We start from the raw sequence: 6,392 nt of genomic DNA, 5'->3' as shown, positions 1-6,392 counted from the left end.
AATCTGACATTGAGTGCTAAAGGTTGTATGGTTTGAGCTATATCCGCAGCACTCACTTCTTTTTCTCGGCGAATATGGTCAATACTTTTTTTAAGATGTCTCGTTCTTCCTTAACTTTAGCCAGTTGTCTTTTTAATTCTAGAAAATCGGCTTTAGAGACGGAGCTTTCATTAGATTTAGAGTAGAGGTCTATCCATTTATAAATTGTTGCAGGGGCCACGTCGTATTCTTTAGACAGCTGGGTGACGGATTGACCAGAATGATAGAAAACGATAAGGGTTTCTTTAAATTCTTTTGAGTAGCGTTTTTGCATGTTTTTGTCCTTTGTCTAAATTATACAATAGTGACTCTAAGATTTAAGGATAACATCATCCTAACTAAAGATGGAGTGTTATGGAATTCTACATTGGAAGAATTAGAAACAATAAAAAATAATAAAGTGGATATGTTTGGAGTTAACTTTTACCATCCCAATCGTGCGCAACGTCCGCATTATTCGCCAGATAGTTTGACTGTTGATTGGTTACCGAATAAATATTTTGATGATTATAAAATGGTGGGAGCGCGAATGAATGTAGATAAAGGTTGGGAAATTTATCCGCAAACACTATACAATATTGCTAAAAATATCCAAAAAAATTATGGAAATATACCTTGGTTTGTGTCTGAATGTGGGATAGGAGTTAGTAATGAGGACCGTTATTTAAATCGTGACGGTCTGATTGAAGATGATTATAGGATTCAATTTGTTCAGGAGCATCTCTATTGGTTGCATAAGGTAATAGACGAGGGCGCAAACTGCTATGGTTTTCATCTATGGACACCTATTGATTGTTTCAGTTGGCGTAATTCTTATCGAAATCGTTATGGCTTGATATCGGTTAATATTCATACTCAGAAAAAGTGTTTGAAAAAATCGGCATATTTCTTTAAAAATTTAGCAGAAAAATCGATATTAGAGCTTTCTGAGGAAATCTATAATAAATTTAATTAAACATTTCTTTTTTACGGCAAATAGTGCTATAATTCGAGTAATAAATAGAAGATTTTGAAAGGAGAATTACTTGAATAAATATGCCAAAATTCGAAATGATGTAAGAAATAAAATCATTTCAGGAAAATATAAACCTGGAACTTTGCTCCCTAAAGAATCGGAAATGATCTTGAAATACAATGCTTCAAAACTAACGGTAAAAAAAGCAATGGATGAACTTGTTAATGAGGGATTGATCATCAAAAGGAGAGGGAGCGGAACTTTTGTTAAAGGGCTGAGCACAGAGGATATTAAAAAATTAAAAGTAGTCAACCAATTTCAAGGTTCCAGTGCTTTTTTTGCAGATAAGGTTGTTGAAAGTCGGGTTTTGGTATTTGAAGTGGTAAAATCTGAACCCGAAATTATGGAAAGACTGGGATTAAGTGAGATAAGTGATTTATATCATGTCGTTCGGACCCGTTTGATTGATGGAGACCCTTATGTCATTGAGAGTACTTATATGCCAGTCGATTTAATTAAAAATTTAACTTTTGAAATTTGTTCTGGTTCGATTTATGAATATATTGAAGATGAACTTGGTTTGACTATTGGGAGCGCTCATCGCAGAATTGAAGCACGAAAAGGAACTGACGAAGGATTAGTAGAATTGGGTGGAAAATCTGGGGACCCAGTTGTTCTAGTATCACAAGTTGGATATTTGTCTGATGGCAGGACTTTTGAGGCTTCCATGAATGTTCATCGCTACGATAAATATGCGTTTGAAACAGTATTAATGCATAAAAATTGAAAAATTATTTTTATATAATTTATAATTTGTCCTCGAAAAAGTTAAGACTTGCATTTTATGAGATTTATAGATATAATAGACAAGTTATAACTTTCGTACAGATAACATAAATTATGTTGAATTATACAGAGGCGAAATTATTATTCTAGAATAATAATTTCGTCTCTTTTTGTTTAGTTTTAGGAGATTTTATTGCATGAATAAAAACAACCATTTCCACTTATTAGGGGCAGTGATTGCTACAGGTATTTTGTCGTTTTCTGGTGTTCTGATTGAAACCGCGATGAATGTGACTTTCCCAACGCTCATTCATGAGTTTGGACTTTCTACATCAAAAATACAATGGGTAACGACGATTTATCTTCTTGTGATTGCGATTACGATTCCTCTCTCTTCTTATTTTAATGAGCGCTTTTCGGCAAGAAAGCTTTTCTTGATTGCCAACCTTTTCTTTTTAGTTGGAGTCTTAACCAACTGTTTCTCAGCGAATTTTGCTATGCTTTTGTTTGGCCGCCTTTTACAAGGGATTGGGACAGGGATTGGTTTACCTCTGATGTTCCATCTTATATTAACTAAGGCACCTCTTCATAAAAGAGGAATGATGATGGGAATTGGAACTCTAACAACCTCTATTGCGCCAGCTATTGGCCCAACTTATGGGGGAATTATTGCTCATGCGCTTGATTGGCGCTATATCTACATCTTTTTACTTCCTTTAGTTATCATTTCCTTATTTCTTGGTTTAGCTGCCCTTCCAAGAGAAATTGCAAAAACACCAAAAAAATTGGCCTTTCGTCAAGTTATTGCCTTGTCAATTATGTTCTTTGCCTTTATTTCGGCTTTGAGTGCAGAACATTTGCTTACTTTCGCACTTTTGTTCGTCATCGAAATGATTGGAGCAGTCATGTTTGTTCGTTTCAATCGTAAAGAAACGTTAATTGATTTGGGAATCATGAAAAATCGTCGCTTCGTAGCCTTAATTTTTAGTCTTTTAGTTTATCAAGCTTTATTATTAGGTTTATCATTTATTTTGCCAAGTTTTCTTCAAGTATCAGCAGGATTTAGTTCATCTGTTGCCGGAATATTTATGTTTCCTGGAGCTTTGATAGGGGCTGTTTTGGCTCCGATTTCTGGTAAAATCTTAGACCAAATTGGGGCAAGAAAGCCGATTACGACAGGTTTAGTTTTAGCGGCTTTGGGGCTCGTTTTGCTTTTTGTATTTTTACCGACCAAGAGTCTCGCTCTCCTTTTGATTGCGCACATTGTTTTGATGTTAGGTTTGGGAATTTCTTATAGTAATTTGATGACTTGCAGTTTGGGTACCTTGTCAACGGAGGAGCTTTCTGATGGAAATGCTTTGGTCAATACTTTACAACAATTTATCGGAGCGGTCGCAACAGCAGTAGTTGCAACAACCCTTTCACTCTTCCAAGGTCTTAATGGTTTCAAAACTGGAACAAGCCAAGGAACTTCAATTATTTTAGCTTTATTTTTCATCTTAATTATTGTCAGTTTGATTGTAAGTTTCCCAAATTTGAAAAAAATAAACGCAAATCATTAAAAAAATCTTTGACGAATGACACTTTTTTCGTTATAATATTTTAAAACCTTTAACTAAGTCCAGAGAGGCTTGCAAGGATACGGAAAATTTATCTTGGATTACTGACAAACTAAGGATGAACTTCTTTTTTAGCGTATTTGTCTGTCAGTAAATGACCAATTTTTTAGTACACTTGTAAGTTCTCTTACAAGTGTGTTTTTTTATTATATAATTTATAGCATTTTATCGGTAAATAAAAGAATGGAGAAATAATGTCCCAATTACAAGAGATGATGACTGTTGTCAGCCAACGTGAGGTCGCCTACAATATTTTTGAGATGGTGCTTAAAGGAACGTTAGTAGATGAAATGGATTTGCCCGGACAATTTCTCCATCTGGCTGTTTCTAATGGAGCCATGTTATTACGTCGACCAATTTCAATTTCGAGTTGGGATAAAAGGGCAAAAACTTGTACGATTCTTTATCGGATTGGAGATGAAACGACTGGAACCTATGAACTTTCAAAATTGGAACCTGGTGCAAAAGTGGATATCATGGGTCCTTTGGGAAATGGTTTTCCCGTAGCGGAGGTGACTTCGACTGATAAAATTTTGATTATCGGTGGTGGAATTGGGGTTCCCCCTCTTTATGAACTGGCAAAACAACTAGAGAAAACCGGTTGTCAAATGACCATATTACTTGGATTTGCTTCCGAGAATGTCAAAATTTTAGAAAATGAATTTTTTAATTTGAAAAATGTGACACTGAAAATTGCTACCGATGATGGCTCTTATGGTACAAAAGGACATGTGGGTATGTTAATGAATGAAATTGATTTCGAGGCGGATGCCCTTTATACTTGTGGTGCGCCAGCCATGCTTAAAGCAGTTGCCAAAAAATATGACCAACTAGAGCGCCTTTATATTTCAATGGAAAGTCGAATGGCTTGTGGGATTGGCGCCTGTTATGCCTGCGTCGAACATGATAAAGAAGATGAAAGCCATGCCCTCAAGGTCTGCGAAGATGGACCGGTCTTTTTAGGGAAACAGCTTTCATTGTAATTGAAATGTTCTATCAATAGGATATCAGCAATTAAACGAACTGACAGAGAATCTGCCAGCTCTGTCAGTAAAATGCGACCGAATAGGGAGTATTTTAGTTGCGGATAAAAGAATTGTTAGTGCAACTGATGATTCTGTCAGTAAAATGCAATTAATATGAGCATTTTATCGGTGGATAAAAGAATTGTCAGCACAGTTGATGATTCTCATATTAAATTAGGAGAGAAATAATGACTGAAAACAATCGTCTGTCAGTAAAATTACCTGGACTTGACTTTAAAAATCCAATTATCCCAGCATCAGGTTGTTTTGGTTTTGGCGAAGAATATGCGAAATATTATGATTTGAACAAATTGGGTTCAATCATGGTTAAGGCGACGACTCTTCATCCTCGTTTTGGAAATCCAACACCACGTGTGGCTGAAACAGCGAGTGGCATGCTTAATGCCATTGGGCTGCAAAATCCGGGATTAGAAGTCATAATGTCAGAAAAACTTCCTTGGCTCAACGAAAATTTTCCAGAGTTACCAATTATTGCCAATGTAGCAGGTTCTGAAGAAGCTGATTATGTGGCTGTATGTGCCAAAATTGGTGATGCAGCAAATGTTAAAGCCATCGAATTAAATATTTCATGTCCAAATGTCAAGCATGGTGGGCAAGCCTTTGGAATTGACCCAGAAGTTGCGGCGGATCTAGTTAAAGCTTGTAAAGCGGTAAGTAAGGTGCCTTTGTATGTGAAACTTTCACCTAATGTGACTGATATTGTTCCGATTGCAAAAGCAGTAGAGGCAGCGGGTGCTGATGGTCTAACCATGATTAATACACTCATGGGCGTACGTTTTGATTTGAAAACTCGTCAGCCGATTTTAGCCAATATCACAGGAGGCTTATCAGGGCCAGCCATCAAACCAGTTGCACTCAAACTTATTCATCAAGTGGAGCAGGTCGTTGATATTCCAATCATTGGAATGGGCGGTGTGGCCAACGCTCAAGATGTTTTAGAAATGTATATGGCTGGAGCGTCAGCTGTTGCGGTGGGTACTGCGAATTTTGCTGACCCATTTGTTTGTCCCAAAATTATTGATAAATTACCAGAGCTTATGGACCAGTACGGGATTGAAAGTTTAGAAAGCTTGATTCAAGAAGTAAAAGAAGGCAGAAAATAATTCTCTACGGACCTGATGATTCTATCAAGCGTCATCGATTAAAAATTGAGCATTTTATCATTAAATAAAAGAACCGTCAGTAAATCTGGCAGTTCTGTCAATAAATATTAAGAAAAGAAAGAAGAAAAAATGCAAGAAAATAGACCTGTTATTGCCCTAGATTTCCCAGAATTCTCAGATGTGAAAGATTTCCTTGAAAAATTTGACCCGTCTGAAAAACTCTACATCAAACTTGGTATGGAACTTTTTTATACCGCCGGCCCACAAGTAGTATATTATGTGAAATCGCTCGGTCATAGCGTTTTCCTTGATTTAAAACTTCATGATATTCCAAATACAGTTGAATCATCCATGCGTGTTTTAGCCCGTTTGGGAGTTGATATGGTCAATGTTCACGCTGCTGGCGGGGTTGAGATGATGGTTGCAGCTAAACGCGGTTTAGAAGCAGGGACTCCAACTGGACGTCAAAGACCAAAACTAATTGCCGTTACGCAATTAACCTCGACTTCTGAGGAAATTATGCAAAATGACCAAAAAATTATGACCAGTCTTGAAGAATCTGTCATTAACTACGCACAAAAAACAGCCCAAGCCGGACTTGATGGTGTCGTTTGCTCCGCTCATGAAGTTGAAAAAATTAAAGCGGCAACATCAAAAGAATTCATTTGTTTAACACCGGGAATTCGTCCAGAAGGAGCAAGTAAAGGCGACCAAAAACGAGTAATGACACCAAAAGAAGCAAGAACAATTGGTTCAGATTACATTGTTGTTGGTCGACCAATTACACAAGCAAAAGACCCTGTTTCAGCTTATCATGCGATAAAGGAAGAATGGAATCAATAAT

Annotated in this window: 5 protein-coding genes and 2 pseudogenes; 6 read left to right on the top strand and 1 reads right to left on the bottom strand. The window is 36.8% G+C overall.

Annotation, left to right across the window (positions count from 1 at the left end):
- Positions 1-313, bottom strand: a pseudogene (locus LLA01S_RS07185) (transposase); the annotation flags it as partial.
- Positions 314-370: 57 nt separating this feature from the next.
- Between LLA01S_RS07185 and LLA01S_RS07180 the strand changes: the two are divergent.
- The 6 genes and pseudogenes from LLA01S_RS07180 to pyrF form a co-directional block, all read left to right on the top strand.
- Positions 371-994: pseudogene (locus tag LLA01S_RS07180) on the top strand (family 1 glycosylhydrolase); the annotation flags it as partial.
- A 70-nt stretch (positions 995-1,064) separates the two neighbouring features.
- Complete coding sequence (locus LLA01S_RS07175) at positions 1,065-1,781, top strand: GntR family transcriptional regulator (protein ID WP_061778055.1); 717 nt, start codon at positions 1,065-1,067, stop codon at positions 1,779-1,781.
- A gap of 196 nt (positions 1,782-1,977) precedes the next feature.
- Positions 1,978-3,342: an MFS transporter gene (locus tag LLA01S_RS07170; RefSeq protein WP_061778054.1), complete on the top strand. Its 1,365-nt coding sequence runs from the start codon at positions 1,978-1,980 to the stop codon at positions 3,340-3,342.
- A gap of 251 nt (positions 3,343-3,593) precedes the next feature.
- Positions 3,594-4,382: a dihydroorotate dehydrogenase electron transfer subunit gene (locus tag LLA01S_RS07165; RefSeq protein ID WP_061778053.1), complete on the top strand. Its 789-nt coding sequence runs from the start codon at positions 3,594-3,596 to the stop codon at positions 4,380-4,382.
- 230 nt (positions 4,383-4,612) lie between these two features.
- Positions 4,613-5,548, top strand: coding sequence for a dihydroorotate dehydrogenase (locus tag LLA01S_RS07160; protein WP_015082533.1), 936 nt, complete (start codon positions 4,613-4,615; stop codon positions 5,546-5,548).
- Positions 5,549-5,677: 129 nt separating this feature from the next.
- Positions 5,678-6,391 (top strand): orotidine-5'-phosphate decarboxylase, encoded by a 714-nt coding sequence (gene pyrF / locus LLA01S_RS07155; protein ID WP_011676339.1) that lies wholly within the window; start codon positions 5,678-5,680, stop codon positions 6,389-6,391.
- The last annotated feature ends 1 nt before the right edge of the window (position 6,392 follow it).

The sequence above is a fragment of the Lactococcus cremoris subsp. cremoris NBRC 100676 genome (assembly GCF_001591705.1).
GTDB classification, from domain to species: Bacteria; Bacillota; Bacilli; order Lactobacillales; family Streptococcaceae; genus Lactococcus; species Lactococcus cremoris.
The sequence above is the reverse complement of the archived record's forward strand: the minus strand, read 5'-3'. Positions and strand labels throughout refer to the sequence as shown.